This is a genomic window from Devosia elaeis (assembly GCF_001650025.1).
In the GTDB taxonomy this organism is placed as follows: Bacteria; Pseudomonadota; Alphaproteobacteria; order Rhizobiales; family Devosiaceae; genus Devosia; species Devosia elaeis.
Genome location: NZ_LVVY01000074.1, coordinates 36,060 through 61,898 on the forward strand (window position 1 = coordinate 36,060; position 25,839 = coordinate 61,898).

Consider the following 25,839-nt stretch of genomic DNA (forward strand, 5'->3'; position numbering starts at 1 on the left):
GGAAAAAGAAAATGGCAAGCATCGAGCTGCGCAATATCCGCAAGTCCTTCGGCGTCGTGGACGTCATCAAGGGCGTGGACCTGGAGATCAAGAAGGGCGAATTCATGGTCTTTGTCGGCCCTTCGGGATGCGGCAAGTCCACGCTGCTGCGGCTGATCTCGGGGCTGGAGGACATCACTTCGGGCGAAATGCTGTTCGACGGCAAGGTGGTCAACGCCCTGGCGCCGTCCAAGCGCGGCATCGCCATGGTGTTCCAGTCCTATGCGCTTTATCCGCATATGACGGTCTACGAGAACATGGCCTTCGGGCTGACGCTGGAAAAGGGCCACGGCAAGGAGGAAATCCGCCAGCGCGTGGAAAAGGCGGCGGACATGCTGCAAATCCGCGAATATCTCGACCGCCTGCCCAAGCAGCTTTCGGGCGGGCAGCGCCAGCGCGTGGCCATCGGCCGCGCGATCACCCGCGATCCCAAAGTCTTCCTGTTCGACGAGCCGCTCTCCAATCTCGACGCCGCCTTGCGCGTGGCGACGCGTATCGAGATCGCCAAGCTGCATGAGGGCATGCACGACGTCACCATGATCTATGTGACGCATGACCAGGTCGAAGCGATGACGCTGGCCGACCGCATCTGCGTGTTGCGCGACGGCATCGTGGAGCAGGTCGGCACGCCCATGGAACTCTATGAGCGGCCGGACAGCATTTTCGTGGCCGGGTTCATCGGCTCGCCGAAGATGAACTTCATCGGCGGGGAAAAGGCGGAAAGCTTCGGCTGCACGACCCTGGGCATTCGCGGCGAGCACATGCTGGTGCGGCCCGACGGCATCTGGCAGGGCACGGTGATCCATACCGAGAACCTGGGCGCGGACGCCTATGTCTATCTCGAGATGGGCACAGAGGAGCCAGTCGTGGTGCGGCTGGAAGGGGCCGCGCAATATAATAGCGGCGAGACGCTGCGGGTCTCGCCGATGGAGGACAAAATCCACCGGTTCGACGCGGCGGGCAAGCCGATCCGCTGAACAAGTGCTTTTGAGGTGGCGGTGCAAAGCATCGCCATCTTGTTGACCCAAAGTGTCCTTCGCCGGAAAGCGGGAGCCGATTGCGCAAGCAGGGGTTCCCGCTTTCGCGGACAGGCGCCCAGTTTAAACAGCGGCATCCTCCCTTGCCGCTTCTAGCAGGAGATTATCATGGCCATCCGTACCCTGGTGTGGGGCGAGAACGTTCACGAGCAGAAGAACAAGGTCGTTGCCGAAAACTATCCCAAGGGGATGCATAACCAGATCGCGGCGCTGCTGGCGTCGGATCCCAATATCACGACCAGGACCACGACCCTGCAGGAGCCCGAGCATGGCTGCACCGAGGAGGCGCTGGCCAATACCGACGTGCTGATCTGGTGGGGCCACGCCGCCCATGACAAGGTCGACGACGCGGTGGTCAAGCGCGTCATGGAGCATGTCTGGCAGGGCATGGGCCTGATCGTGCTTCATTCGGGGCACCATTCCAAGGTGTTCAAGGGCCTGATGGGGTCGCCGGCCAATCTGCACTGGCGCGAGGCCGGCGAGCGCGAACGGCTCTGGGTGGTCAATCCCGGCCATCCCATCGCCAAGGGCCTGCCGCCCTATTTCGAGCTCGAATACGAGGAAATGTATGGCGAGCCCTTCACCGTGCCGGAGCCGCTGGAAACGGTGTTCGTCTCCTGGTTCCAGGGCGGGGAAGTGTTCCGGAGCGGGCTGACCTATCGGCGTGGCGCTGGCAATATCTTCTATTTCCGTCCCGGCCACGAAACCTATCCCACCTATCACGACGCCAATGTGGGCCAGGTGCTGCGCAATGCGGTCAACTGGGCCTATAGCGGGCAGCGCCACAGCCATCTGATGAAGGCGCCGAATACGCCGGTGGGCGAGGCGATCGAGAAGATCGAGGAACGCGGCGCCAAGCTGTCGGCGAGCGATCATGCGGGTGAAGTGAAGGCCTAGCGGCTTCCCATTTCTCACGTTCATAGTCATTGCCCGGCTTGTCCGGGCAATCCATCGGGCCGGGAGAGTCGTAAGAAAGATGGATCACCCGGTCCTCGGGTCAGGCCCGAGGATGGCCGGGTGATGACGATGGTTGAGAATGCGGTTCATTTCCCCGGAGGAATGGACCGTTATACATTGCAAGCGGGCTGGGTGCCCAAGGAATAAAACTATGCGGATCCTCATTCTGGGAACCGGCGGCATGGCCAATACGCATGCCAAGAATTTCGCCTCCATCGAGGGCGTGACCCTGGCGGGCGGCGTCGACGTCGATCCGGCGCGGGTGGAAGCGTTCTGCGCCGCGCACAATATCGAGCGCGGTTTCGGTTCGCTCGATGCGGCCCTGGCCTGGGGCGAGTTCGACGCGGTGGCCAATGTGACGCCGGACAGCGTGCATTACCCAACCACCATGGCGGCCCTGGCGGCCCGCAAGCATGTCTTCTGCGAAAAGCCGCTGGCGACGGACCATGCGCGGGCGCTGGAAATGACCGAGACGGCCGAGCGGCTGGGCCTGGTCAATATGGTCAACCTGACCTATCGCAATGTCGCGCAATTGCAGAAGGCGCGCGAGATCGTGACATCGGGCCAGGTGGGGTCGGTCAAGCATTTCGAGGCGAGCTATCTGCAGAGCTGGCTGGTCTCCAAGGCCTGGGGCGATTGGCGCACGGAAAGCCAGTGGCTGTGGCGGCTCTCCAAGAAGCACGGCTCGAACGGTGTGCTCGGCGATATCGGCGTGCACATCCTCGATTTCGCCGCCTATGGCGCGGGCAGCGATTTCTCGAAAGTGTTCTGTCGGCTGGAGACCTTCGAGAAGGCCGAAGGCAACAGAATCGGCGAATATGACCTGGACGCCAATGACAGCTTCGCCATGACGGCGCAGCTGGAGAACGGGGCGCTGGGCGTGATCCATGCCACGCGCTGGGCGACGGGGCATTTCAACGAATTGCGGCTGCGAGTCTATGGCGAAAAAGGCTCGCTGGAAGTGCAGCATCGGCACGACTGGTCCAAGCTCTTCACCTGCCTGGGGGAAGATGTGGAGACCGGGACCTGGACCGAGGTGGAGGTCGATCCCGTGCCGACCAATTACCAGCGCTTCGTCGATGCCTGCCGCATGGGCCGCAATCTCGAACCCAGTTTCCGCCACGCCACCAATATCCAGAAAGTGCTGGACCTGGGCACGGTGACCGACCGGGACCGCATGGAACACGTGGTTTAGAGGGCAGTCTGCGCTGAAGCGCCAGTCGCTTCCGATCCGTTTTTATCGTCATTGCCGGGCTTGTCCCGGCAATCCATTTAGCCGCGGGCATGGACCACCGGGACAAGCCCGGTGGTGACGATGGGGATTGCCGTTTAAGCTCGACATGAAACGTTCTGGGCTGTGTGCAACGGCTCAAACAAAAAGGCCCCGGCGCAGTGCCGGGGCCTTTTTTGGACGAGGGCGATCAGGCGCGATCGTCCACATAGACGATGAGCGAACCATCGGCATTGGACTTGACCGCGACCACGTCGGAGGCGGCGTAGCCTTCGGCCTCGAGCTTGGCCTTGATGGTTTCGTTGCCTTCGATATTGGCATGCAGCGTGGTCTGGCCCTCGGCACCGGCCGACAGGGCCTCATCGAGCGCCGAGGCTTCGGTCGCCGCATTGCCCTGCAGCGAGGACAGCAGCACGATGGTCACCTTGGATTCATCGGTGATGGCGCTCAAATCCACATCGGCGGAGCCGGAAATCGAGGAGATCACCGAACCATAGGTGTTGTCGGAATTGCCAGCATTGGCATTGGCGTTTGCATCGGTGCCGACCTGGGCACTCCCGGCCGGGCTATCCACCGAAACGCCGGCACCGGCGTCGACGCCGACCCCCGCATCCTGTGCGACGGCAAAGGAGCCGGCGCTGAGCAGGGCAGCGATGGAAATGGCGGTCATGGTCTTCTTCATTGTCTTTACTCCTAGTTGCATACGCCCCTCGGACCGCAATAACGTGGGCATCCCATTCAGGTTGCGTGCATTCGTTCACAATCGGAAGAAAAGGGAAAATCGTGATCGGCCTGCAACCGGGCGGGCCGACCCGACTTATTCGGGCATCGATACAAGGAGCGTCAGCATGTCCATTCTCTGGGCCATCATCATCGGATTCTTCGCCGGCCTCATCGCCAAGTGGATCACCCCGGGCGACAACAAGCCCTCGGGCTTCATCCTCACCACGGTCCTGGGGATCGTCGGTTCGGTCCTGGCGACATGGCTGGGCCAGCAGATCGGCTGGTACAATCCCGGCGACGGCGCAGGCTTCATCGCCTCCATCGTGGGTGCGGTCATCATCCTGCTGATCTGGGGACAATTGGCGCGTCGCGCCTGAGCCGGCAGGTTCCATAAACCGCGGCCATGATCCCGGTATCCAACCGGGATGGCGCTCCGCCCGAAGGCGGAGCGCTCTCGCATATTATTCGATGCCAAACATGGTCTTGGCGGCCTGCTCGGCGGCGTCGCCGGCCTGCTTGACCTGCTCGTCGCTCAGCCCGGCGGCGCGGGCGGCCTGTTCGGCCTGGGTGCGGGCGTCGGCAACGGCCTGCTGCTTCTGCTCGTCGGTCAGCTGCATTTCGTTGACCTGCTGCTGCACGTTCTCGACGGCCTCTTCGACCGTCATCTCGGTGCCGGGCACCATGGTGCCGGCGGGCACGTCGACGGAAACGGACGGCGTCGCGGCGGGCGCTTCGGCCGGGGTTTCGGACGGCGCAGGATCGGCCTCGGGAATGGTTTCGGTCTGGGCGGCCGGAGTCGCGGTCTCGGCGGGCTGGTCGGGGGCGTTGCCGCAGGCGGCCAGGGTCAGCGTTGCAACCAGGGTTGCGGCGATGGCAAAGGGCTTCATTGGGAACTCTTTTGCGTCAAGGGGTTGGGTCTCTTCACGAGACCGTGAGTGACTGTCCCGCAATCATGTCGAAGTTGCGTCAGGAATTGGGTGAAGTTCGGGCAAACGCAGTTCCGAAACGAAAAAGGGGCGCCGAAGCGCCCCTTCCGTGCCCTTTATGCAGGGTCTATTCGATGACGGTAATGCGGCCATCGGTATAGGGCGTGTATTCGCCGCCCTGCTTGGCGATGTAATCGGCCAGCACCTGCTCCAGCGGCGGGCCGAAATCATAGGGATTGTCGCCTTCGGCAAAGGTGCCGTAGCCGTCGCCGCCGCCACGCATGTAATTGTTGGTGGCGATCTTGTAGGTGGCTTCCTCGTCGATCGGGACCCAGTCGTCGCCGGAGCGGACCATGACGTCGCTGATGCGTTCGCCGGCGGGCTTGGACAGGGTGTAGCTGTATTTGAGGCCCGCGACCTGCGAGAAGCGGCCGGCGCCGTTTTCGATGTCGGAAGCGCCGTTTTCAAGCGCGTCGATCACGTCAGCGCCGGAAATTTCGACAGTGGCCAGCGTGTTGGAGAAGGGCAGGACGGTCAGCGCCTCGCCCATGGTGATCTCGCCGGCATCGATCGAGGCGCGCAGGCCGCCGCCATTCTGGATGGCGATGGTGACGCCCTGGTCGGCCACGCGATCGAGCATGGCATCGGCGACTAGGTTGCCCATGGTGCATTCCATGACGCGGCAGGTTTCACGCGAGCCATCGATGGCTTCGGTGGTGGTGCCGATGACCTGGGCCATCAATTCCTGGATCGGCTCTTCGAGTTCGGCCAGGCGGGTGACATAGGCCTCATGGGGCTCGACCGAGGCATCCATCAGGATGGGGGCGCCGTCGGCGGAGGTCACATTGCCTTCATCATCCCAGGTGACGACCAGGTCGCCGAGATATTTGCCATAGGAATAGGCGGTGACGACCGGGACTTCGACGCCATCGGGATTGTTGACCAGGGTGGGGTAGGGGCCGGCGGCGCCTTCCTCGGTATTGGACAAGAGCGTGTGCGAATGGCCGCCAACGATCACGTCGATGCCCGGCACATTGGCCGCGATCTGCAAATCCTGCGTATAGCCCACATGGGTGAGGGCGATGATCTTGTTGACGCCGGCAGCGGTCAGCGCATCGACCTGGGCGCGCAGGCTGGTGAAGGTATCCTCGAATTCGACATTGTCGCCGGGCGAGGAGGTTTCATCGGTATCTTCGGCGAGAGCCGAGACGAAGCCGATCTGCTCACCGCCGACCTCGAGCACGAACGTGCCGGGAATGCGGCCCGCCAGGAGCGGTTCGTTTTCGACATTGGTATTGCCCGAGATGATCGGGAAATCGACGGCATCGAGCAGTTTTGCGAGTTCCTCGGGGCCGTCGTCGAATTCGTGATTGCCCACGGCCATCACTTCGATGCCGAGATCGTTGGCGAATTCGGCGATGATCTCGCTGCGGTACTGGGTGTAGAACAGCGAGCCCTGGAACTGGTCGCCGGCATCGACCAGGACGACGTTCTGGCCTTCGAGTTCGGCGCGCTTGGCGTCGATCGCGGTCTTGAGGCGCGCAATGCCGCCGAAGCATTCGCCGGCGGCATCGGTTTCGACATCGCAATTGGAATCCGAGCTGGTGATCGGGCCAAAGCGGGAATGGAAATCGTTGATATGCAGGATATTGAGCGTGAACTCGGCATAGGCCGCGCTTGAGAAGCCGGCACAGAGCGTGAGCGCAGTGGCGCCCAGCAATAGGTTTTTCATCCCTGTTTTCCCTTTGCTTTTGCGTTCGACGTCGCCGTCATGCCGGGACAGTTGGCAGGCGCCTGCGTCGAATGCAGTAAAACAGCAATTTATGACGGACGAAAGTGGACCTTTTGGTCAAATTTCGTCCCCGTGTGCAGCAAGTTCGCACTGTGATCGGCACGGGGTTTCAATACTGAACCAGTAGGGTATTCTCCGCCCGCTTGATTTGCGGGGAATGCTCATGCGCAGTGCTTTGATCGTCTATGGTGGCTGGGAAGGTCATGATCCGGAGGAATGCGCCTCCATCTATCGCCGCTGGCTGCACGAGGACGGCTTTTCGGTCCGGACGGCCACGGAAACCAGCGCCTTTGCCGATCCGGCCATTCACGACCTGTCGCTGATCATCCCCATCTATACGATGAGCAAGATCGCCAAGGAGGAGGTGGAGAACCTCACCAAGGCGGTCGAGAACGGGGTGGGCCTGGCCGGGCATCACGGCGGCATGAGCGACGCGTTCCGCGATTCGGTCGAATACCAGTTCATGGTGGGCGGGCAATGGGTGGCCCATCCGGGCAATATCATCGACTACACGGTGGACGTGGCCAAGCCGGACGATCCGATCATGGCGGGGATCAAGTCGTTTCCCTATACGTCCGAGCAATATTACATGCATGTCGACCCCTCGAACGAGGTGCTGGCGACGACGACGTTCAGCGGCGAGCATGCGCCCTGGATCGAGGGCGTGGTGATGCCGGTGGCCTGGAAGCGCCGGCATGGCAAGGGCCGCGTCTTCCACATGACGCTGGGCCACAGCGTCAAGGAATTCGAGAATCCCAACATGGCGACGATCCTGCGCCGGGGCATCAACTGGGCGGCGCGCGAGGAGGGCTAGTCGCCGTTCTCAAAGCAAGGTGAGTTGAAACCGAAAGGGTTTTGGCATCGTATCGCTTGCGGGAGGCACGCGACATGAGCCTGGATGATGCGACGAAGCTGCCGGCGGCCAAGGGGCCGCTGGTCTATCGCCAATCGGTGTGGACGCGGGTGACCCATTGGGTCTGGGCGATCTGCCTGTTCTTCCTGCTGCTCTCGGGGCTGCAAATCTTCAATGCCCATCCCGCCCTCTATGTGGGGCAGGAAAGCGGCTTCGAATACGACAATGCGCTGCTGCGCATCGGGGCGGTGAATACGCCCGAAGGGCCGCGCGGGCGCACCATCCTGTTCGGGCAGACCTATGACACGACGGGCGTGCTGGGGATGAGCGGACCGCAGGCCAGCCCGGTCTATACGGCCTTTCCGGGCGCGGTGACCATTCCCTCCTTCCGCGACCTGGCGACCGGCCGGGTGGTGCATTTCTTCTTCGGCTGGATTTTCGTCGGCGCACTGTTCGTCTGGTTCCTCGCCAGCTTCATCAATGGGCATTTGCGGCGCGACATCCTGCCCGGTGGCCGTGACGTGGCCGGCCTGCCGCGCGACCTGGCCGACCACGCCCGGTTTCGGCTGCATCACGGGCGGCTGTATTCGCCGTTGCAGAAGCTCAGCTATTTCATCGTGTTCTTCATCCTGTTCCCGCTGATCGTGCTCACCGGGCTGACCATGAGCCCGGGCATGGATGCCGCCTGGCCGTGGCTGCTCGATCTTTTCGGCGGGCGGCAGACGGCGCGGACCATCCATTTCGGGGTGATGGTGCTGCTGGTTCTGTTCTTCATCGTGCATATCGTCATGGTGTTGCTGGCCGGGCCGCTCAACCAATTGCGCTCGATGATCACCGGCTGGTATCGCACCGCGCCCGGCACGCCACGCGAGCAGGGAGACAGGCCATGAGCCGGCTGATCGTCAATCGCCGCCGCTTCCTGCTCGGCTCGGCCGCGGCAGGATCGGGGCTGGTGCTGTCGGGCTGCAACCAGTTCGATTTCCTGGCGCAGCGCGGCAATCCGGTGCGGGAAGTAATTGAACAGGCCAATGTGCTGACCTATTCGGCGCAGCGCGCGCTGATCGGCGACCAGGTGCTGGCGCGCGAATATGCCGAAAGCGAAATCCGGCAGGGCATGAAGCCCAATGGCTCGACCGAGCCGAGCACGCCCGAATATATGTTCCTGCGGCAGGCCAATTTCGAACCCTACCGGCTGACCATCAAGGGCATGGTGGAGCGGGAAGTGAGCTTCAGCCTCGCCGAATTGCGCAATATGCCGAGCCGGACGCAGATCACCCGCCACGATTGCGTCGAGGGCTGGAGCTGCATCGCCAAATGGACCGGCACGCCGCTGGGGCCGGTGCTGGATCAGGCGGGGGTGAAGCCGGGCGCGCGCTTCGCCGTCTATCATTGCTTCGACAATATCCAGCGCACGGTTTCGGGCGACATTCTCTATTATACCAGCTCGGACCTGGTGGACGCCTATCACCCGCAATCGATCCTGGCCTATGGGCTCAACGACGAGGTGCTGCCGGTCAGCAATGGCGCACCGCTGCGCCTGCGGATCGAGCGGGCGCTGGGCTACAAGCAACCCAAATATCTGCACACGATCGAGATCGTGGACGATCTCAGCCCGTTCGGGCGGGGCAAGGGCGGCTATTGGGAGGACAACGGGTATGATTGGTACGGGGGGATTTAGTTGAGCTTGTGGCATTCACCGGCGCAGCACCCTCCCCCTTGCGGGGAGGGCTGGGGTGGGGGGATCACCCGCTCGGACATCGGGGCTCCAGCGCCCCCTCCCATCCTCCCCCGTCAAGGGGGAGGTGCCGCATCGTGCTCGAGGCGGGGCCTGCACCCCTCCCATGCGCCCGCCACACTTGCCTTTTTCGCGCTTCTCCCCCATATGTGCCCCACGTCGCGGCAAAATGACCGTCGATGGACTTCTCTTCTTACTTACGCGGTGAGCGGCGGAGTCGGCCCGGAGACTGTTTCAGTGGTCGCGTCTTCGAACCGAAAAACCGGTTCCCACTTTTTCTGAAGACGCTCCAAGCAGTCCGGGTTTTGAGCCAGCACCCGCGCGATAATCCCTATCGCCCGATTGCATATTGAAGACGCGCTCGCCGCAGGTGCGGCAGGGCGCATGCGCGGTTTCGCGCGACATGAAAGACAAGAGTTTGAACGATTTCATTTCCCTCGGCCTGCCGAGCCTGATTACCGACAGCCTGACTGCCGGCGGCTTCACCGAGCCCACAAAAATCCAGAGCCAGGCCATTCCCAAATTGCTCGAGGGCCGGGACATGCTGGGCATTGCCCAGACTGGCTCGGGCAAGACGGCGGCCTTCGGCCTGCCGATCCTGGCCGGCATTCTGGGCCTGACCGGCCGGCCCCGGCCGATGACGACGCGCGCGCTGATCCTGGCGCCGACGCGCGAACTGGCGGTGCAGATCGACGAGAATATCCGCAAGTTCGCGGGCTCGAAGATGAAGCTCGATACCGTGCTCGTTCTGGGCGGGGTGTCGCGCTACCATCAGGTCGGCAAGATCGCCAAGGGCGTCGATGTGGTCGTGGCCACGCCCGGCCGTCTCAAGGATCTGATGGACGACAACAAGATCCGCCTCAATGAAACGCGCTGGCTGGTGCTGGACGAGGCCGACCGCATGCTGGACATGGGCTTCATCGCCCCGGTGCGCGCCATTGCCAGGCAGATCGGCCTGCGTCGCCAGACCATGCTGTTCTCCGCCACCATGGCGCCGGAAGTGGAAGACCTGGCCAAGACGCTGCTGAAGGAGCCGATCAAGGTCGAGGCGGCGCCGCAGGGCTCCACCGTGGTCAAGATCGACCAGCGGGTGATCATGTCCGGTTCCAAGGCCAAGCGCGGCGTGCTGAACGACCTGCTCGCCGACGAGAAGGAAGGCATGGAGCGCGTCATCATCTTTTCGCGCACCAAGCATGGCGCCGACCGCGTGGCCAAGAACCTGGCCATCGACGGGCATGAGGCCGCCGCCATCCATGGCAACAAGAGCCAGAATGCGCGCCAGGCGGCGCTCAAGGGCTTTGCCAATGGCTCGGTGCGCATTCTCGTCGCCACCGATATCGCGGCGCGCGGCATCGACGTCACCGGCATCACCCATGTGGTGAATTACGAATTGCCCGACGATCCGGAAAATTATGTGCACCGCATCGGCCGCACCGGCCGCAACGGCGCTTCGGGCATTGCCATCACGCTGTGCGACGGCACCGAAAAGAGCAAGCTGCGCGACGTGGAACGGCTGATCCGCCGGACGCTGCCGGTCTCCGGCGACGTCAACCTGGTGGAGGAAGCGCCGGCGCCCCGCGGGGCGCGGAATGCACCGGGCGCTCCCGCCGGAGCTCGCACGGCGCGCAATCCCAAGGCCAAGCCGCGCAAGTTCAACACGCCGCGCCCCGGCGGCGAGCGGACCAAGGCCGCGGCGCCGGCCAATGGCGAGCGTCCGGCGCAGGCCAAGATGGTGCGTCGCGATTCCGAGACCGGCAAGGTCATCGGCGGCAAGCCCGGCGCCAAGAGCGGCAAGCCGCGCTGGACCAAGGGCCAGCGCGACGCTGGCCGCGCCCGCCGCGCTTCGGCAAACGCATAAGAAAAGGGCGGTCCCGAGGGACCGCCCTTTTTGTTTGTTGATTCCGGAAGTCCTAGAGGGGTTCAGGTTTTGACGGCTGCGGCTCTAGCGCCCGCGCCCTCTCACGAGGGGAGGGTAGCGCAGCTTGGCTCCCTGGAGCCTAGCAGAGCTGGGGAGGGGGGCGGAGACAGCCGCGAACGCCCCGTTTTCCCGAAGCCGCAGCACCCCCACCCGAGCGTCGCTAAGGTCCTTCGGACCAAAGCTCTGCTTGCCCTCCCCTCAAGGGGGAGGGTGATCAAAGTAAACACATCCCCCAATCGTCATCACCCGGCTTGTCCGGGTGATCCATAGCGGTCGCGATGTGTGAAGATAGATTGCCCGACAAGCCGGGCAATGACGACGGGGATGCTGCGGCAAACGCTCCCGTCGAACCCGTTGCGCGCTAAGCCACGGAGGCCAGATAGAGAATGTCGCGGCTGCTGGATTTCTGCATGGTGTCCGGCGCCAGGCGGTCGAGGAAGCTGATGGCCCAATTGTCGACATTGTGCGCGCGGGCGGCCTGCATCAGTGCCTGCCAGCGATCCAGGCGCTCGTCCAGCGGCATGTCGAGGGCGATGCGCAGGGCTTCGGCGGTTTCGTCGGTATCAAAGGGATTGACCAGCAGCGCTTCGGGGAAAATCTCGGCGGCGCCGGCAAAGCGGGACAGCACCAGCACGCCCGGATCGGCGGGGTCCTGGGAGCCGACATATTCGTGTGCCACCAGATTCATGCCGTCGCGCAGGGGCGTCACCAGCCCGACCCTGGCCAGACGGTAGAGGCCGGCAAGGCTGGGCTGGCCATAGGCGCGCTTCACATAGGTGAGAGGCTGCCAGTCGGGCTCGGCGAAATGGCCCATGACGCGGCCGCACATGGCGTCCAGCGTGTCGCTGGTTTCCTGATATTCCTTGATGCTGTCGCGCGAAGGCGGGGCCACCTGCAGCAAGTGGACGGAGCGGCGCAGGCGGGCATTGTTGGCGAGAAGCTTTTCATAGGCTTCCACGCGCTGGGGCAGGCCCTTGGAATAGTCCAGGCGGTCGACGCCCAGGATCAGCCGCTGATCGCCGAGGGAGCGCTTCATGCGGTGAATCATCTTGGTGCCGGCCGGGCTGACGGCCAGGCGGGCGAAGGCGTCCGGGTCCGAGCCGATGGGGAAGGAATCCACCTCGGTGCGGCTGAAATCGATGGTCTCGCTGCGATGCCCGCCAAAGGTGGAGGGCATCTGGTGCTCGGCGAACTCAGTGAAGGCGGCGACATCGCGCTTGGCCTGCATGCCGACAAGGTCATAGCGCGAGAGGTCGCGCATCAATTCCTCATGGTGCGGGATGGCGTAGAGCGCATCGGCAGTGGGGAAGGGGATGTGGAGATAGAAGCCGATCCGGTTGCGGGCGCCCAGATTGCGCAGTTCCGAGGCGAGGGGGATCAGGTGATAATCATGCACCCAGATGATGTCGTCGGGGCGGATCAGCGTCAGCAGCGCCCGGGCGAACTGCTGGTTCACCCGACGATAGCCTTCGTACCAATGGCTTTCGATGGTGGCGAGGTCGAGCCGCAGGTGGAAGCTGGGCCAGAGGATGGAATTGGAAAAGCCGGCATAATAGGCGTGGTGATCGTCGCGGGTCAGATCGACCTGGGCGACCTTGAGCCCGTCGATATCCTCGAAGCGCGGCTCCTTGGAAGGCTGATCGGTCAGCTTGCCGGACCATCCGAACCAGAACCCTTCGCGTTCGCTCAGTACCTTGCGCAAGGCCACGGCAAGCCCGCCGGCGACGGGGCCCTTGCCGGGTGTGCGGTTGGATACGACAACGATGCGACTCATGGGTTCTCTGGCTCCTTTGCTGCTTTTCGGGATCGGCGTGGCGTTCAATGGGCGGTGTCGGTGACGATCGGGGCGGCGTCCTGGTGGCGATGGGCGAGGCCGCCCAGGCCTTCGAGCAGCGCATAGACCGAGGCCACATTGGCGATGCGCATGCGGGCGGCAGTTTCGCCCGAGCCGAGCTTGATGCCGACGCCGCCCAATTCCTGGGCCGCGCGGAAGGCATCCTCGTCGGTGCGGTCATCGCCGATGAAGATCGGCGTGCGGCCGGCAAAGGGCTCTTCCTGCATGAAGGCGCGCAGGGCCGCGCCCTTGTCGAAACCGACGGGGCGGGCTTCCAGCACCATCTTGCCGGGCACGAGGGTGAACTGGGGGTGATCGAGCAGCGCTTCCTGCATGGCCAGGTGCACCGCTTCCTCCATTTCAGGGGCCTGGCGGAAATGCATGGCCACGGCGCCATCCTTGGCCTCGATCAGGAGATCTGGATTGGTCATGGCCAGGGCCTGCAGCGATTGGGCAATGGCGTCGGCGCCTTCGATGATGGCCTGGTCGACCTCTTCCAGCGTGCCGTCGGCGCGGCGGCGCTGGGCGCCATGGGCGCCGGCCACCGGCAATTGCAGGGGGGAAAGGTAGCGGTCGATGTCTGCAATCTCGCGGCCGGTCAGCACGGCGAAGGCATGGTCGAAATCGTGCAGGGCGCGATCGATGCGTTCGGTCAGCCCGGACGGCACATCGATGGCATCGGGCGTCTCGGCGATCTCGACGAGGGTGCCGTCGAAATCGGTGAATACGGCCAGCAACGGAACCGCGCCGCCAGCGTGAGCAATCGGGTCGGACATGGCGACTCCCTTGGTTACATTGATAGCCAGTCATTGCAACGCCGGGGCGGCAAAAAGGTTCGGGGCACATGGCTGGCATGCGCCGGACGGGATTTGCGCCGGGATGTGGATCGCGTATCGCAGGGCGTCGGCAGGTGATCAGCGAGGCATTGGCGGCGGAATGAAGGGCCTGTCCCAAATCATGCTCGGAGCGCTGCTGGCGCTGACGATCAGCGCGCTGACCTTTGCCGCTTCCATGGCCGAGGTGCCCCGCAGCACCTATATGCCGGAGCTGGTGCTCGGCGAATAGGGCCCGCCGTTCAATCCCCGCTGCGGACGAGGCCGACCAGCGCGACGCCGGCGGCATCGAGCAGGCGCAGGCTGTCACCATCGATCTCGAAGCCGGTCACCGCGGCCAAAGCCGACAGATAGGCATTTTCCTGGGCCATGAGCTCGGGCGCGCAGGCCATGCGGGTGGCCGCGGCGGGACCGAAGACGAGCCGATTTCCGGTCATGCTGGCTTCGGCGAAATAGCTGTTGCAACTCGCATGGCCGCCTGCGCGCAGGTCGGAGGCGATGGAAAGTGTGGGCGGGCGGCTGCCGGTAACGGGGGTGCCGCCAATGCTGGTTACGGTCCAGAGGACATCGAGCAGATCGCCGGAGGGCATGGGCGGCGGCTGGACCGGGGGCAGGACCGGATGGCCGGGCACCGATCGCACGAGAATATCGACCGGGGCCGGCATGGCCGGATCGACGGGGACGGGCTGGGCATTGCGGAACAGGATGCGGCCGCCGCCACGGATTTCGGCCACCAGCCCATAGGGGCCGGTCGACAGCTTCGTCCGCACATTCAGCGCATAGTTCAGCGGCACCTGGCCGATGGCGGGGATGGTTGCCGAGGCGCCGGCAATCGGCCTTCCATCCGGCAGGGCGACGAGCGTGACGCGCAATTGCGCGCCAGGGGGCAGGGCGATGCGCTCGCGATAGGTGACCGTGCCACTGAGCGTGAGGTTATCGGCCATGGCCGAACCCGCCAGCAGGAGCAGCGCCAGGACGACATGGATGAGCTTCAGCACGGACATGGCTTTCTCCCTGCATTTGCAGAGAAACTACCGCAGGGGCCAAAGGGATGCGAGCAAAGACGAAAATCAGGGTTATTAGAGCTTCAGCCCTCGATCCGCCATGGCAGCTCGAAGCGATATTCTTCCAGATTGTCGCCCTCCCCGCCGCGATCGACGACCAAGAAAGCGCTTTCCCGTTCCAGCGGCGTGAGCACGCCATGCCAAGTGTTCATGGCAATATTGACGCCCTGGCCCGGCGCGGGGCGGAAGGCGCGGAGGCGGGCGGGCGTGCCGGCCTCGTCCTCGGCGACGATGACCAGCCAGGGATTGTCCGAGAGCGGATAGAAGGCCTGGCTGCCGAGCGGATGCCGTTCCACCAGGCCAAGGTCCAGCGGCAGCGCATAGGGCTGGCCGCGAAAGATGGAGATGAGCGGCCTGGGATGGACGCCACCCAGCTCGACCCGCGCCAGATCGTGGTAGCGCTCGGTCATGCCGGCATTGATGGGATAATGGCGCGCGCCCTCGGTCTGGATGACCTGCCCGAAAGGGGCGAAGGCCTGGGGCGTCAGCGGCTCGATCCGGATGAGACGATCCTGCATGGCTCAGAAGGGCAGCTTGGCGTGGCGGTTGACGTCCTTGTAGAGCAGATAGCGGAAGCGCTCCGGCCCTGCATAGCAGGCCTGGGGGCAGAAGGCGCGCAGCCACATGAAATCGCCGGCTTCGACTTCCACCCAGTCACGATTGAGCCGATAGACCGCCTTGCCCTCGAGCACATAGAGGCCATGTTCCATCACATGGGTTTCCTCGAAGGGGATGACGGCGCCGGGCTCCAGGGTGACGATGTTCACATGCATGTCGTGGCGGGTGTCGGCGGGATCGACGAAGCGCGTGGTGCCCCAGGTCTGGTTGGTGTCCGGCATCCAGCGGATGGGTTCGTCCTGCTCGTTGGCGACGAAGGGTGGAGGGATTTCGATGCCGTCCACGACCTCGTAGCGCTTGCGCACCCAATGAAAGCGGGCCGGCGCGGTGGATTTGTTGACCAGGCTCCATGACGCGCCGGGCGGCAGGAAGGCGTAGCCGCCTTCCTCGAGCAGATGGGTTTCTCCGGCAAGGGTCAGCGTTACTTGTCCCGCAACCACGAAAAGCACGCCTTCGGCCTCGGGGTTTTGCTCCGGCCTTTCGCTGCCGCCGCCGGGCAGGACTTCGACGATATATTGCGAGAAGGTCTCGGCAAAGCCGCTTAGCGGCCGGGCGATGACCCAGAGGCGCGTGTCGCGCCAATGGGGCAGATAGGAGGTGACGATGTCCCGCATCACGCCGGCCGGGATCAGCGCATAGGCTTCGGTAAATACGGCGCGGCCGGTATGGAGCGACATCTGGCCGGGCAGGCCGGCGGGCGGGGAGGCGTAGGTGGAAGCCATGGCTCGCTTGTCGAATGCTGGGCGGCAACACCTGGCCGCCGCCCAATCCTTAGCGGGAAGTCGGGGGACTTGGCTAGACGGGGTAGCGCAGGATGGCGGCCAGATCGCCCTGGCGCGGCAGGTCCTGGTGGCGCACCGCCATGACATTGGCGCCTGATGCCAGCGCCCTTCCGGCGATCTCATCGACGATGCCGTAATCGACGGCGTCGGGCGCTTCGGAAAAGGCGATGGCGCCGGTGTCCTCGTCCACGAGGCCGTGGACGACGCTGTCGATGTCGATCAGAAGCGTGTCGATGGCACCGAAAGTGGCGGCACGGGCCGCGTCGGAGAGGTCGGTGGTCGCGCGGTTCTGACCGGCGCGGGTGTCGAAAAGCGTGGAGAAATCCGCGAGCTTGCGGGCATAGCGGGCATCCAGCACCTGGCGGGCGGCATCGGCAAGCTCGGCCTCGGCGAGCCGGTCGGGACTGCCCGCGATGATGTCCGGTTCGAAATCCAGGCCGCTGACCGAGCGCATCAGGGAGGCGACCGGCTCGGTGGCCGCCAATATCAGCGGCAGGTCCTGCCCCGCCAGGATGGGACGCAGGGCGGCGTCGATGCGGCGGATATATTTGGTCAGCTGTACCTTCTGGCCTTCCGAGCCATGGATGCGGCGGCTGTGAGAGCGGTCGTTGATCGTCGATTTGTTGACCGCATCGGCCGCGCCCCTGGGAAAGCCGGGCACATCGACTTCGGCCGGGGGCAGATCGGCGGCGATCTCCACCAGCCGGACCTGGTTTTCCGAGACGGCCAGCACATGGGCGGCGTTGCGGAAGGTGACGGCGCGCAGCAATGGCTTCAAATGAAAGCGGTCGGAGACTTCCGCCATATCGATGAGCCGATTGGCGAGGCGGAAGGTGCGGATGCTGTCGGGTGTGGCGAAGACGGCGAGGCTATGGGCCTGGCGGCGCCAGAAGTCGTCGTCGTCGGCCAGGTCGTCCAGCTCCTCGATCAGGCTGGCCAGGCGCCGCTTGTCGAGGCCGGCATCAGCCAGTTGCGACAAGGCCTCCTTGCCCAGATTGCCGAAGGCGATCCTGCTTTTCTCGATATCCTGGGTCAGCGGGGTGGTTTCGAGATAGATCGAAACGCTGGCCTCGTCGCGGCTGGCGCGGAGATTGGCGAGGTCCTTAAGGGTGGGGATATCGACATAAAGCATGCCTTATCGTTCCTTTCATCACGGCGGCGTGTGGAAGGGGAACGGGCTGGGGCAATAGTGGTTTCGGCCGGGGCGGGCGCGGCGGCTGACTTTGGCGTGATCAGCCGGCCGGCACCTCCATGCCCGTCTTGAGCCGGCTCAGCATGGCGGCGGCATAGGCCGCGTATGGGCCGATCCAACGTTCGTGAATGGCGTGGACCGGCAGAGCGTCGAGATGGTTCCAGCGCTCGCGGCCGCGCTTTTCGGGAATGACCAGGCCGGCCTCCTCGAGCACGTTGAGATGCTGCATCACCGTGCAGCGGTCGAGCTCGGGAAAGAGCTTGCACAACATGCCGGTAGTGCGCGGCTCGGCCTTGAGATGGTCGAGAATGCGCCGCCGCACGCGATGGCTCAAAGCCTTGAAAATCAGGTCGTCCGCTTCGTCATTTGACATGTTATAGATTTATAACATATAATGCCTGTGGTCAAGCCGAGGAGGTGGAAATGGCCTATGAATTCACGGTAAGCGGGCGCATTTCCCGCCCGGTGCACGAGGTGTTCGAGGCGGTGGCCGACCCAGCCAAGCTCTCGGGATATTTCACCACGGGCGGCGCGCAGGGTCGGCTGGAAACCGGCGCGACCGTCACCTGGGACTTTCACGATTTTCCCGGCGCCTTTCCGGTCCATGTCGTCGAGGTGGTGCCGGACCAGCGCATCGTGCTGCGCTGGGAAGCGCCGGAAGACGGCGATCCGGCGGGCACTTACGAGACCATTGTGACCATGCGCTTCGAGGCGATCGAGGCGGGGCGCACGCTGGTTCAGATTCATGAAGCCGGATGGCGCGAGAATGAAGCGGGCCAGAAGGCGTCCTATAGCAATTGCGAAGGCTGGACTGGCATGCTCTGCGCCATGCGCGTCTGGATCGAGCACGGCATCAACCTGCGCGACGGCTTCTACAAGTGACGGATATGGTTAGTGCTGGTTGCGCGGCACGACTCCGCCAGCTTCACGCCCCAAGAGGTCTATTCGGCATGGCTTGATGCCGCCAAGCTGCGCGTGTGGATGATGCGTCTTAGGGGCTGATTAGGGTTACCGATTGTTCAATTTTTCCGCCTATGCTGGGCGGATGCGTAACCTGCTTCTCAATATCGGCGGCATCGAACACCATTGGGTGCAGCACAACCTGCCCTGGCTGGCTATGCTCGCCATCCTGTTCGGGCTGGAGCGGGACGAAGCGGCGGCCGGCGACAGGTCCATTGGGCAGGATGGCTAGGGCAGCAGCGCCTTGAGCCGCAGCAGGGCGATCCGCTCCACCTGGCCGCAGGCCGTCGCGAATTCCTCCTCCGGCGTATTGGCGATGCGGCGCCGGAAATTCTCCAGGATCGACGCCTTGGTGTGATCGCGCACGGCGATGATGAAGGGGAAGCCGAACTTTTCGACATAGGCCTTGTTGAGCGCGGTGAAGTTTTCGCGCTCCGCGTCGGTGAGGGCGTCGAGCCCGGCCGAGGCCTGTTCGGCGGTTGAATCCGCGGTGAGGCGCTTGGCGGCGGCCAGCTTGCCGGCAAGGTCGGGATGGGCGCGCAGCACCGCCAGCCGCTCCTCCGGCGTCGCCATGCGGAACTGGCTGCGGAGCGCGAAATGGAGCCCGACGGCATTGTCGTTGGCCGGGCCCATTTCCGCCTCCCAGGCGCGCTCGGCGATCCAGGGGGAATGCTCGAAGATCGAGCCGTAACGGGCGACAAAATCGTCCTTACCGAGCTGGCTAGGAATGGTTTCGGGCGCGATATAGGGATGTTCGCGGGCCCAATGCTCGGCAATCTCCAGGCGTGTGGGCACCCAGATCTTCTCGAAGCCTTGGATGTAGTCGACGAACTTCCTGAGGCCCTGGAAGCGGCCGGGCTGGCCGACTAGGCGGCAATGCAGGCCGATGGACATCATCCTCGGCGCGCCGGCCTGGCCTTCGGCATAAAGGCAATCGAAGCTGTCCTTGAGGAAGGTGAAATATTCCTCGCCATTGTCGAAGCCTGGCGCGGTGACGAAGCGCATGTCGTTGGTGGACAGCGAATAGGGGATGATGAGCTGCGGCTGACCGCCGATAACCCGCCAGTGAGGCAGGTCGTCGTCATAGGTGTCGGAGATATAGGCGAAGCCGCCGGCCTCGGCGACGAGATCGATGGTGTTGAGGCTGGAGCGGCCGGTATACCAGCCGCGCGGACGGGCGCCAGTGGCGATCTCGTGCAGGCGGATGGCCTCGGCGATCTCCCGGCGTTCCTCGTCCGGCGCCATGTCCTTGTGCTGCACCCATTTATGGCCGTGGCTGGCGATTTCCCAGCCGGCCTCCTGCATGGCGGCCAATTGGGTCGGGGCGCGCATCAGGGCAGAGGAGACACCATAGACGGTGACCGGCAGACCGGCTTCGGTGAACAGCCGATGCAGCCGCCAGAAGCCGGCCCGGGCGCCATATTCATACATCGATTCCACATTGGCGTGGCGCTGGCCGGGCCAGGGCGCGGCGCCGAGCACATCCACGAGAAAGGCTTCCGAGGCGGCGTCGCCATGGAGAATGTTGTTTTCGCCCCCCTCCTCGTAATTGAGCACGAATTGCACCGCCACATGTGCGCCGCCGGGCCAATTGGCGTGGGGCGGGGTCTGGCCGTAACCGTGCATGTCACGAGGATAGCGGTTCATCGAAACTCTCTTGGCGTCGCAATGGCGCAAGTCTAGCGCGCCGATGGCCGCAAACAAGATGCCCAAAAATGGACCATCTGGTAAAAAATGTGCATTGCGCCGCCGGGCTGATACGATAATCTCTTTCCAGGGGACGATTTTGGGAGCAGCAGCATGGCGGGCGGTCGCCTGACGACACACGTACTCGACACCATGCAGGGCAAGCCGGCGCGCGGCATGCGGCTGGAACTGCATTTCGTGCATGGCGACCACACCCATCACCTGCTCGACAGCTATACCAACGAGGATGGCCGCGTGGACCGGCCGCTGCTGGACGAGGATTTCCAGCAGGGCGAATTCGAAATCCGCTTCCATGTGGGGCAATATTTCGAGCGGCTGGGGGTGGAGATCGAGACGCCCTTCCTCGATGTCGTGCCGATCCGCTTCACCATATCGGAAGACCGGCACTACCACGTGCCGCTGCTGGTCAGCCCATTTGCTTATTCGACCTATCGGGGGAGTTGAGATGGCGTTCATGTTTGCCAATAGGCCCCTCACCCCGGCCCTCTCCCCGGAGGGACGAGGGGGCGACGGCTACGGCCCCCAAGTTTCAAATGATGCTGCGCTATCGGTTCCTGCGTCCCCTCGCCCCTCCGGGGAGAGGGCTAGGGTGAGGGGGCTTTAGGATGGTCGAAGTCGCAAACGCCATCCGCTTCCTGCTCAATGGCGAGGAGATCAGTCTCACCGATGTGGCGCCCGATCTGACCCTGCTCGATTGGCTGAGGCTGGAGCGGCGCCTGCGCGGGTCCAAGGAGGGTTGCGCGGAAGGCGATTGCGGAGCCTGCACCGTTCTGGTCGGGCGGCTGGCGGGCGACGAGATCATCTATGATTCAGTGACCGCCTGTATCCGCTTCGTCGCGAGTCTCCATGGCACGCATGTGGTGACCATCGAGCACTTGCGCGGCGAGAACGGCGCGTTGCATCCGGTGCAGCAGGCCATGGTCGATCATCATGGCAGCCAGTGCGGGTTCTGCACGCCGGGCTTCGTCATGAGCCTTTACGGGCTCTGGATGCGCGATCCCGATCCGTCGCGCAACGCCATCGAAAAAGCGCTGCAGGGCAATCTCTGCCGCTGCACCGGCTATGCGCCGATCATCCGCGCCGGCCAGGCGATTTCCAGCTATGGCCAGCCGCAGGGCGATCCGCTCTGGGCCGAGCGCATTGCGGTGAAAGACAGGATCAGGGCGATCCATGACGGGCGGCGGGTCGAGGTCGGCACGGGGGAGAACCGGATCATCATTCCGGCCAGCCTCGACGATTTCGCGGCATTCTATGCGGAGAATCCCGAGGCCCGGATCGTGGCGGGCTCGACCGATGTGGGGCTGTGGGTCACCAAATTCATGCGCCGCATCGGGCCGGTCATCTTTATCGGTCACCTGCCGGAATTGAAGCGGATCGCCGAAAACGACAGCGAAGTGCGCTTCTATGCCGGGGTGACCTATTCGGAGGCGCTGCCGGTCATCCAGGCCAATTTCCCGCAATTGGGGGAATTGTGGAACCGCTTCGCGGGCGAACAGGTGCGCAATATGGGCACGATCGGCGGCAATATTGCCAATGGTTCGCCCATCGGCGATACGCCGCCCCCCTTCATTGCGCTGGGCGCCAAGCTGCATCTGCGCCGGGGCGAGCATCGGCGCGAGATCAAGCTGGAAGACTATTTCCTGGCCTATGGAAAACAGGACCGCCAGCCGGGCGAATTCGTGGAAAGCATCACCATCCCGTTGCTGCCGGCGGGAGAAACATTCGCGACCTATAAGATTTCCAAGCGGCGCGAAGAGGATATCTCGGCGCTGTGCGGCGCGTTTCGCGTCTTCGTCAACGATGCCGGCATTGTGGGCATGGCGCGCATCGCCTTTGGTGGCATGGCGGCGACGCCCAAGCGGGCGCGGGCGGTCGAGGCGGCCTTGGTCGGAAAGCCCTGGACGATGGACAGCGTCGAAACGGTGCTGCCGGCTTTCGCCGAGGATTATCAACCGATTTCCGACATGCGCGCTTCGGCCGAATACCGGCTGCTGGCGGCGCAGAACCTGCTCAAGCGGTTTTTCTTGGAGACCCAGGGGCAGGGCGAGCGGCTGAAGCGGGAGGTGGCGTGATGGTTGAGCTTGGACCGCACTTCCCTTCTCCCCTTGAGGGAGAAGGTGCCCGAAGGGCGGATGAGGGGTTTCTTCCTGCGATTGTGGCCAGCGCAGCACCCCTCACCCTAGCCCTCTCCCCGGAGGGGCGAGGGGACCGATCCAGTTTGGTGCTGGGCCGTGTCAAAATCGCCGACCTGGCTCCCTCGCCCCTTCGGGGAGAGGGCTGGGGTGAGGGGGCTTTCGCATGAACAAGCACGAAGCCCCTATCAATCTCGCCGTCCTCCACACCGGCACCCGCCATGACAGCGGCCCCAAGCATGTCACCGGGACGGCGGAATATATCGACGACATGATCGAGCCCGTGGGCACGATGCATGCCTATCTCGGGCTTTCCACCCGGGCGCATGCCGAGATCGTCTCGATGGATTTTTCGGCAGTGCGAGCAGCGCCGGGGGTGATCGGCGTGCTGACGGCGGAAGACATTCCGGGCGAGAACGATGTGTCGCCCAGCCACAAGCATGACGAGCCGATCTTCGCTGTGGGCAAGGTGCAGTTTTGGGGGCAGCCGGTCTTTGCGGTCATCGCCGAAACGCGTGACGCGGCGCGGCGGGCGGCGCAATTGGCGAAAATCGACTATGCCGACCTTGACTGGATTGCCGATGTCCGCGCTGCACAGGCTGCTGGCGGCAGGCTGGTGACCGAGCCGTTGAAGCTGGAGCGGGGTCAGGTTGAGGCGGGACTCGCGGCGGCGCCGCGGCGGCTCCAGGGCGCCATCGCCATCGGCGGGCAGGACCATTTCTACCTCGAAGGCCAGATCGCCATGGCGGTGCCGGGCGAGGACGAGGATGTGGTGATCCATTCCTCCACCCAGCATCCGAGCGAAGTGCAATTGATGGTCGCGGCGGTGCTGGGCATCCGGCACAATGCGGTGACGGTCAATGTGCGCCGCATGGGCGGGGGCTTCGGCGGCAAGGAAACGCAGGGCAATCTCTTCGCGGCGGTTGCCGCCTTGGCGGCCAAGAAATGGAACCGCGCCTGCAAGATCCGCCCTGACCGGGACGACGATATGCAGTCTACCGGTAAAAGGCACGATTTCGTCGTCGACTACGACGTCGGCTATGACGAGAGCGGCAAAATTCTCGCCGTCGATGCCGTCTATGGCACGCGGGCCGGGTTTTCCTCGGACCTGTCCGGCCCGGTTTCCGACCGGGCCTTGTTCCACGCCGACAATGCCTATTTCTATCCGGCGGTGCGGGTGCGCTCGGAGCCGCTCTATACCAATACCGTGTCCAATACGGCCTTCCGCGGCTTTGGCGGGCCGCAGGGCATGATGGGGGCGGAGCGGTGGATCGAGGACATCGCCTATGCCTTGGGCAAGGATCCGCTCGATATCCGCAAGGCCAATTTCTACGGTACCGACAAGGACAATGTGACGCCCTATCACCAGGTGGTGGAGGACAATATCGTCCACCGCGTCGTGGATGAGCTCGAGGCCTCGTCCGATTACCAGGCGCGGCGCAAGGCAATCATTGATTTCAACAAGACCAGCACGGTGGTGAAAAAAGGCATCGCGCTGACGCCGGTGAAGTTCGGCATCTCCTTCACCGCCACCTGGTACAACCAGGCCGGGGCGCTGGTGCATGTCTACAAGGATGGCTCGATCCATCTCAGCCATGGCGGCACCGAGATGGGGCAGGGGCTCTATATCAAGGTCGCTCAGGTGGTGGCCGATGCGTTCGGCGTCAATCTCGACAACATCAAGATCATGCCGACCTCGACCGGCAAGGTGCCCAACACCTCGGCTACGGCGGCGTCGTCCGGCTCCGACCTCAACGGCATGGCGGCCTGGGATGCCTGCGAGCAGATCAAGGCGCGCCTGCTGGCCCATGCGGCCAAGCTCTACCAGGCCGAAGAAAGTGATTGCCATTGGGTGCAGGGCGGCATGACGATCGGGCGCGAATTCGTGCCCTTCGCCGAGCTTTGCGCCTCGGCCTATCTCAACCGCGTGCAGCTTTCCGCCGCCGGTTTCTACAAGACGCCGAAAATCCACTGGGATCGCGCCACCGGCAAGGGACATCCCTTCTATTACTTCGCCTATGGCGCCTCGGTCAGCGAGGTGAGCGTGGACACGTTGACCGGCGAATATAACGTGGATCGGGTGGATATCCTGCACGATGTGGGCAAGTCGCTGAACCCGGCCATCGATATCGGCCAGATCGAGGGCGGTTTCATCCAGGGCATGGGCTGGCTGACGAGCGAGGAACTGGTCTGGGACGACAAGGGGCAATTGCGAACCCATGCGCCCTCTACCTACAAGATCCCGCTGGCCTCCGATGTTCCGCCGGTCTTCAACGTGAAACTGGCGGAATGGTCGGTCAATCGCGAGCCGACCATCGGGCGGTCCAAGGCGGTGGGCGAGCCGCCCTTCATGCTGGCGATCAGCGTGGTCGAGGCGCTGGGCATGGCCGTGGCGAGCGTTGCGGATTATCGGGTGGCGCCCCGGCTCGATACGCCGGTGACGCCGGAGCGGGTGCTGATGGGCGTCGAGCGGATGAAGCGGGAGGCGCGGGGGTGAAGTTGGTGGGCCACGCCTGTAGACCCCTCACCCTAGCCCTCTCCCCAAAGGGGCGAGGGGATCGATTGCGGGTTTGGCAATATCGAGCCCCGATCACTGAGCAGACTCCCTCGCCCCTCCGGGGAGAGGGCTGGGGTGAGGGGGGCTTGCGATGAGCGCCACCGATCTCGCCAATTTCCTCACCGCAAATCCCGATGTGATTGCCTGCGAACTCACCTTTGTCCGGGGCTCATCGCCGCGCGAGCAGGGGACGTTCATGCTGGTGGGCCAGGAGGCTATTTTCGGTACGATCGGCGGCGGGGCGCTGGAATATATGGTGATCGAGCATGCGCGCCGCCTGATCGCCGAGGGCCGCGCCGAGGCGGTCATGGATGTGCCGCTGGGCCCGGAAATCGGGCAGTGTTGCGGTGGGCGGGTCAAGGTAGGGCTGCGATTTGCGGACCAGGCGCTGCGCCGGGAGCTGGCCGAGCGGATGGCGGCCGAAGAAGCAAAGGCTTGCCACGTCTATATTTTCGGAGCCGGACATGTCGGGCGGGTGCTGGCGCAAATCCTGGCGCTGCTGCCGGTGCGGGTCGAGGTGATCGATACGCGGCAGGACGAACTGGACCTGCTGGCGCCCTTTATTCCCTTTCGGCGCGTGGCGATGCCCGAGGCTTTGGTGCGTTCGGCGCCGTCCGGCAGCGCCTTCGTCATCGTGACCCATGACCACGCGCTGGATTTTCTCATTGCCAATGAAGCACTTGCGCGGAAAGACGCAAGCTATGTCGGCATGGTCGGGTCGCGAACCAAGCGAGGGAAATTCGCGCGCTGGTTCGTGGAGCAGGGCGGCGATCCGGCACTGCTGGAGCGGTTGGTTCTGCCGATCGGGGCGCAAGGGCTTGGGGATAAACGACCTTCGGTGATTGCGGCACTGGCGGCAGCCGAGATTATGGTCCACATTGGGGAACGGGAAGCGTCTGTCGAGCATGTGCCCACCCCCAGGAACATGGGGGTGGCGAGTGGACATTGA

At 63.9% G+C, this 25,839-nt stretch carries 26 protein-coding genes; 15 read left to right on the forward strand and 11 right to left on the reverse strand.

The window, feature by feature from the left end:
• The first annotated feature begins 11 nt into the window (after positions 1-11).
• The 3 genes from A3840_RS07545 to A3840_RS07555 all read left to right on the forward strand — a co-directional run bounded on the left by A3840_RS07545 (position 12) and on the right by A3840_RS07555 (position 3,228).
• Entirely contained in the window at positions 12-1,016 is a 1,005-nt protein-coding gene (locus A3840_RS07545; RefSeq protein ID WP_067454267.1) for an ABC transporter ATP-binding protein, read from the forward strand.
• A 168-nt stretch (positions 1,017-1,184) separates the two neighbouring features.
• Entirely contained in the window at positions 1,185-1,973 is a 789-nt protein-coding gene (locus A3840_RS07550; protein ID WP_067454270.1) for a ThuA domain-containing protein, read from the forward strand.
• A 211-nt stretch (positions 1,974-2,184) separates the two neighbouring features.
• A complete protein-coding gene (locus A3840_RS07555) occupies positions 2,185-3,228 on the forward strand; it encodes a Gfo/Idh/MocA family protein (RefSeq protein WP_067454273.1) in 1,044 nt (347 codons plus the stop codon).
• Positions 3,229-3,454: 226 nt separating this feature from the next.
• On the opposite strand, the gene A3840_RS07560 is transcribed toward A3840_RS07555, so the two are convergent.
• On the reverse strand, positions 3,455-3,946 hold the full coding sequence (locus A3840_RS07560; protein ID WP_067454280.1) for a hypothetical protein: 492 nt from the start codon (positions 3,944-3,946) through the stop codon (positions 3,455-3,457).
• Positions 3,947-4,112: 166 nt separating this feature from the next.
• On the opposite strand from A3840_RS07560, the gene A3840_RS07565 reads away from it, so the two are divergent.
• Complete coding sequence (locus A3840_RS07565; RefSeq protein WP_067454283.1) at positions 4,113-4,364, forward strand: GlsB/YeaQ/YmgE family stress response membrane protein; 252 nt, start codon at positions 4,113-4,115, stop codon at positions 4,362-4,364.
• Positions 4,365-4,448: 84 nt separating this feature from the next.
• Here A3840_RS07565 and A3840_RS07570 read toward each other — a convergent pair whose 3' ends face one another.
• Together A3840_RS07570 and A3840_RS07575 are read right to left on the reverse strand one after the other, a co-directional pair.
• The gene (locus tag A3840_RS07570; protein ID WP_067454286.1) at positions 4,449-4,874 is read right to left on the reverse strand and encodes a hypothetical protein; all 426 of its coding nucleotides are present in this window, start codon (positions 4,872-4,874) and stop codon (positions 4,449-4,451) included.
• Positions 4,875-5,040: 166 nt separating this feature from the next.
• Positions 5,041-6,645, reverse strand: coding sequence for a bifunctional metallophosphatase/5'-nucleotidase (locus A3840_RS07575; protein WP_067454289.1), 1,605 nt, complete (start codon positions 6,643-6,645; stop codon positions 5,041-5,043).
• Positions 6,646-6,868: 223 nt separating this feature from the next.
• Between A3840_RS07575 and A3840_RS07580 the strand changes: the two genes are divergently transcribed.
• The 4 genes from A3840_RS07580 (at position 6,869) to A3840_RS07595 (ending at position 11,151) form a co-directional block, all read left to right on the forward strand.
• Entirely contained in the window at positions 6,869-7,519 is a 651-nt protein-coding gene (locus tag A3840_RS07580; protein ID WP_067454473.1) for a ThuA domain-containing protein, read from the forward strand.
• Between the two features lie 74 nt (positions 7,520-7,593).
• On the forward strand, positions 7,594-8,448 hold the full coding sequence (locus A3840_RS07585) for a cytochrome b/b6 domain-containing protein (RefSeq protein WP_067454292.1): 855 nt from the start codon (positions 7,594-7,596) through the stop codon (positions 8,446-8,448).
• Positions 8,445-9,236, forward strand: coding sequence for a molybdopterin-dependent oxidoreductase (locus A3840_RS07590; protein ID WP_067454297.1), 792 nt, complete (start codon positions 8,445-8,447; stop codon positions 9,234-9,236). The genes A3840_RS07585 and A3840_RS07590 overlap by 4 nt, the downstream gene beginning before the upstream one ends.
• 475 nt (positions 9,237-9,711) lie before the next feature.
• A complete protein-coding gene (locus A3840_RS07595; protein WP_245676569.1) occupies positions 9,712-11,151 on the forward strand; it encodes a DEAD/DEAH box helicase in 1,440 nt (479 codons plus the stop codon).
• Between the two features lie 421 nt (positions 11,152-11,572).
• On the opposite strand, the gene A3840_RS07600 is transcribed toward A3840_RS07595, so the two are convergent.
• Positions 11,573-12,985, reverse strand: coding sequence for an alpha,alpha-trehalose-phosphate synthase (UDP-forming) (locus tag A3840_RS07600; RefSeq protein ID WP_067454302.1), 1,413 nt, complete (start codon positions 12,983-12,985; stop codon positions 11,573-11,575).
• Positions 12,986-13,029: 44 nt separating this feature from the next.
• Positions 13,030-13,821 (reverse strand): trehalose-phosphatase, encoded by a 792-nt coding sequence (gene otsB / locus A3840_RS07605; protein WP_067454307.1) that lies wholly within the window; start codon positions 13,819-13,821, stop codon positions 13,030-13,032.
• A 160-nt stretch (positions 13,822-13,981) separates the two neighbouring features.
• Between otsB and A3840_RS20140 the strand changes: the two genes are divergently transcribed.
• Positions 13,982-14,110, forward strand: coding sequence for a hypothetical protein (locus A3840_RS20140; protein WP_281180560.1), 129 nt, complete (start codon positions 13,982-13,984; stop codon positions 14,108-14,110).
• Between the two features lie 10 nt (positions 14,111-14,120).
• On the opposite strand, the gene A3840_RS07610 is transcribed toward A3840_RS20140, so the two are convergent.
• The 5 genes from A3840_RS07610 to A3840_RS07630 all read right to left on the reverse strand — a co-directional run bounded on the left by A3840_RS07610 (position 14,121) and on the right by A3840_RS07630 (position 17,907).
• Positions 14,121-14,882 carry an META domain-containing protein gene (locus tag A3840_RS07610; RefSeq protein WP_067454313.1) on the reverse strand — a complete coding sequence of 254 codons (762 nt, stop codon included), beginning with the start codon at positions 14,880-14,882 and terminating at the stop codon, positions 14,121-14,123.
• Positions 14,883-14,965: 83 nt separating this feature from the next.
• On the reverse strand, positions 14,966-15,460 hold the full coding sequence (locus tag A3840_RS07615; protein WP_067454316.1) for an ureidoglycolate lyase: 495 nt from the start codon (positions 15,458-15,460) through the stop codon (positions 14,966-14,968).
• Between the two features lie 3 nt (positions 15,461-15,463).
• Positions 15,464-16,282, reverse strand: coding sequence for a bifunctional allantoicase/(S)-ureidoglycine aminohydrolase (locus tag A3840_RS07620; RefSeq protein ID WP_067454321.1), 819 nt, complete (start codon positions 16,280-16,282; stop codon positions 15,464-15,466).
• 73 nt (positions 16,283-16,355) lie between these two features.
• Positions 16,356-17,474: a baeRF8 domain-containing protein gene (locus tag A3840_RS07625; RefSeq protein WP_067454330.1), complete on the reverse strand. Its 1,119-nt coding sequence runs from the start codon at positions 17,472-17,474 to the stop codon at positions 16,356-16,358.
• 100 nt (positions 17,475-17,574) lie between these two features.
• The gene (locus A3840_RS07630; RefSeq protein ID WP_067454333.1) at positions 17,575-17,907 is read right to left on the reverse strand and encodes an ArsR/SmtB family transcription factor; all 333 of its coding nucleotides are present in this window, start codon (positions 17,905-17,907) and stop codon (positions 17,575-17,577) included.
• Positions 17,908-17,957: 50 nt separating this feature from the next.
• Here A3840_RS07630 and A3840_RS07635 point away from each other — a divergent pair, with 50 nt between their 5' ends.
• Entirely contained in the window at positions 17,958-18,416 is a 459-nt protein-coding gene (locus tag A3840_RS07635) for an SRPBCC family protein (RefSeq protein WP_067454479.1), read from the forward strand.
• Positions 18,417-18,549: 133 nt separating this feature from the next.
• Complete coding sequence (locus tag A3840_RS19655; protein WP_165603142.1) at positions 18,550-18,726, forward strand: hypothetical protein; 177 nt, start codon at positions 18,550-18,552, stop codon at positions 18,724-18,726.
• Here the strand turns inward: A3840_RS19655 and puuE are convergent.
• The gene (puuE, locus tag A3840_RS07640; protein ID WP_067454336.1) at positions 18,723-20,141 is read right to left on the reverse strand and encodes an allantoinase PuuE; all 1,419 of its coding nucleotides are present in this window, start codon (positions 20,139-20,141) and stop codon (positions 18,723-18,725) included. The genes A3840_RS19655 and puuE overlap by 4 nt on opposite strands.
• Positions 20,142-20,294: 153 nt before the next feature.
• Between puuE and uraH the strand changes: the two genes are divergently transcribed.
• The 4 genes from uraH (at position 20,295) to xdhC (ending at position 25,839) form a co-directional block, all read left to right on the forward strand.
• Positions 20,295-20,645 (forward strand): hydroxyisourate hydrolase, encoded by a 351-nt coding sequence (gene uraH / locus A3840_RS07645; RefSeq protein ID WP_067454339.1) that lies wholly within the window; start codon positions 20,295-20,297, stop codon positions 20,643-20,645.
• 161 nt (positions 20,646-20,806) lie between these two features.
• Entirely contained in the window at positions 20,807-22,273 is a 1,467-nt protein-coding gene (xdhA, locus tag A3840_RS07650) for a xanthine dehydrogenase small subunit (RefSeq protein ID WP_067454341.1), read from the forward strand.
• A 226-nt stretch (positions 22,274-22,499) separates the two neighbouring features.
• Positions 22,500-24,830: a xanthine dehydrogenase molybdopterin binding subunit gene (xdhB, locus tag A3840_RS07655; protein ID WP_067454342.1), complete on the forward strand. Its 2,331-nt coding sequence runs from the start codon at positions 22,500-22,502 to the stop codon at positions 24,828-24,830.
• 151 nt (positions 24,831-24,981) lie between these two features.
• Complete coding sequence (gene xdhC / locus A3840_RS07660) at positions 24,982-25,839, forward strand: xanthine dehydrogenase accessory protein XdhC (RefSeq protein WP_067454343.1); 858 nt, start codon at positions 24,982-24,984, stop codon at positions 25,837-25,839.

Coding starts and splice junctions, on each gene's coding strand:
- A3840_RS07545 (WP_067454267.1), top strand. CDS start 12: ATGGCAAGCATCGAGCTGCGCAATATCCGCAAGTCCTTCGGCGTCGTG.
- A3840_RS07550 (WP_067454270.1), top strand. CDS start 1,185: ATGGCCATCCGTACCCTGGTGTGGGGCGAGAACGTTCACGAGCAGAAG.
- A3840_RS07555 (WP_067454273.1), top strand. CDS start 2,185: ATGCGGATCCTCATTCTGGGAACCGGCGGCATGGCCAATACGCATGCC.
- A3840_RS07560 (WP_067454280.1), bottom strand. CDS start 3,946: ATGAAGAAGACCATGACCGCCATTTCCATCGCTGCCCTGCTCAGCGCC.
- A3840_RS07565 (WP_067454283.1), top strand. CDS start 4,113: ATGTCCATTCTCTGGGCCATCATCATCGGATTCTTCGCCGGCCTCATC.
- A3840_RS07570 (WP_067454286.1), bottom strand. CDS start 4,874: ATGAAGCCCTTTGCCATCGCCGCAACCCTGGTTGCAACGCTGACCCTG.
- A3840_RS07575 (WP_067454289.1), bottom strand. CDS start 6,645: ATGAAAAACCTATTGCTGGGCGCCACTGCGCTCACGCTCTGTGCCGGC.
- A3840_RS07580 (WP_067454473.1), top strand. CDS start 6,869: ATGCGCAGTGCTTTGATCGTCTATGGTGGCTGGGAAGGTCATGATCCG.
- A3840_RS07585 (WP_067454292.1), top strand. CDS start 7,594: ATGAGCCTGGATGATGCGACGAAGCTGCCGGCGGCCAAGGGGCCGCTG.
- A3840_RS07590 (WP_067454297.1), top strand. CDS start 8,445: ATGAGCCGGCTGATCGTCAATCGCCGCCGCTTCCTGCTCGGCTCGGCC.
- A3840_RS07600 (WP_067454302.1), bottom strand. CDS start 12,985: ATGAGTCGCATCGTTGTCGTATCCAACCGCACACCCGGCAAGGGCCCC.
- otsB (WP_067454307.1), bottom strand. CDS start 13,821: ATGTCCGACCCGATTGCTCACGCTGGCGGCGCGGTTCCGTTGCTGGCC.
- A3840_RS20140 (WP_281180560.1), top strand. CDS start 13,982: ATGAAGGGCCTGTCCCAAATCATGCTCGGAGCGCTGCTGGCGCTGACG.
- A3840_RS07610 (WP_067454313.1), bottom strand. CDS start 14,882: ATGTCCGTGCTGAAGCTCATCCATGTCGTCCTGGCGCTGCTCCTGCTG.
- A3840_RS07615 (WP_067454316.1), bottom strand. CDS start 15,460: ATGCAGGATCGTCTCATCCGGATCGAGCCGCTGACGCCCCAGGCCTTC.
- A3840_RS07620 (WP_067454321.1), bottom strand. CDS start 16,282: ATGGCTTCCACCTACGCCTCCCCGCCCGCCGGCCTGCCCGGCCAGATG.
- A3840_RS07625 (WP_067454330.1), bottom strand. CDS start 17,474: ATGCTTTATGTCGATATCCCCACCCTTAAGGACCTCGCCAATCTCCGC.
- A3840_RS07630 (WP_067454333.1), bottom strand. CDS start 17,907: ATGTCAAATGACGAAGCGGACGACCTGATTTTCAAGGCTTTGAGCCAT.
- A3840_RS07635 (WP_067454479.1), top strand. CDS start 17,958: ATGGCCTATGAATTCACGGTAAGCGGGCGCATTTCCCGCCCGGTGCAC.
- puuE (WP_067454336.1), bottom strand. CDS start 20,141: ATGAACCGCTATCCTCGTGACATGCACGGTTACGGCCAGACCCCGCCC.
- uraH (WP_067454339.1), top strand. CDS start 20,295: ATGGCGGGCGGTCGCCTGACGACACACGTACTCGACACCATGCAGGGC.
- xdhA (WP_067454341.1), top strand. CDS start 20,807: ATGGTCGAAGTCGCAAACGCCATCCGCTTCCTGCTCAATGGCGAGGAG.
- xdhB (WP_067454342.1), top strand. CDS start 22,500: ATGAACAAGCACGAAGCCCCTATCAATCTCGCCGTCCTCCACACCGGC.
- xdhC (WP_067454343.1), top strand. CDS start 24,982: ATGAGCGCCACCGATCTCGCCAATTTCCTCACCGCAAATCCCGATGTG.